Raw genomic sequence first — 973 nt, 5'->3', positions numbered from 1 at the left:
TCTGTCAGGCCTTCATGTGCGGCATTTCCAGAGCCGCTGGCCGGTATGGGATCTGCAGATCAGGTCCAAATCTCAACAGCGAGCACATGGCTCTTTGGCTCCAGCTGGTTTTCCTGATCCAGATCTGTTCGATCGTTGCGCCCATTCGGGTCGTCGCCTTCTCACACCCCCTTAACCGGCGCCGGGCTGTTTGCTGCAGGTCGATCATGCAGCCGCAGCCGACCCCGGATTCCGATAATCCTCATTCGTTCTCAGCATCGCCCAGATTGCCCGCGCCATCTTGTTTCGCCAGGGCGATCGCCACGAGCATGCGCGGTTTTCTCGCCAGCATATGTGCCAGCCAAGAGCCCTTGGGGATCGATCTGCGACCAAGCCAGTTCAAACGTGACATGGCCCCGATGATGAGCAATTGGCGAATGTCGGCTTGTCCCTCCTTCGAAACCCGCCCGAGGCGTTCCTTACCTCCCGAGGAATGCTGCCGTGGGACAAGGCCCAGCCAAGCCGCGAAGTCCCGGCCGCGTTTGAAGCTGGCCATGTCGGGTGCGAATGCTTCAACGCCAGCGCGGTCAGCGGGCCAACTCCCGACATGGTCTGCAGCCGCCGCACTGTTTCGGTCTCTGTCGCCAGCTTCCTGAGCTGCACGCTCTTGGCCTCGATCCGCTCCGTCTTCCATGCAATCGATAAGGTCCTGGCATTCGTGGCGGACCAGTTCGGGCAGATTGCTCTTTGGTTCCTCGACGATCTCCTTAATGCGTGTGAGATGATGGATGCCTTTGCGCGACGACGTGGCCGTATTCGTAGAGAATGGCACGCAATGCATTCACCAGATCGGTGCGCTGATGGACGAGGCGCTGGCGAGCTCGGAACAACACTGTCCTGGCCTGCTGTTCTTCCGATTTCAGCTCGACGAATCGCATCTCCGGCCGCTGGGCCGCAATCACAATCGCCTCGGCATCGGCGGCATCGTTCTTCT

Annotated in this window: 2 protein-coding genes; both read right to left on the bottom strand. The window is 59.9% G+C overall.

Annotated features, from left to right (window positions below):
• Positions 1 to 241: 241 nt before the first annotated feature.
• Positions 242 to 535: a transposase gene (locus AC0L2Z_RS35305; RefSeq protein ID WP_473630630.1), complete on the bottom strand. Its 294-nt coding sequence runs from the start codon at positions 533 to 535 to the stop codon at positions 242 to 244.
• Positions 536 to 746: 211 nt separating this feature from the next.
• A complete protein-coding gene (locus AC0L2Z_RS35300; protein WP_473630631.1) occupies positions 747 to 917 on the bottom strand; it encodes a hypothetical protein in 171 nt (56 codons plus the stop codon).
• Between the last annotated feature and the right edge of the window lie 56 nt (positions 918 to 973).

This window comes from Mesorhizobium sp. WSM4850 (genome assembly GCF_055811735.1).
This window is presented reverse-complemented; position numbering and strand designations above follow the sequence as displayed.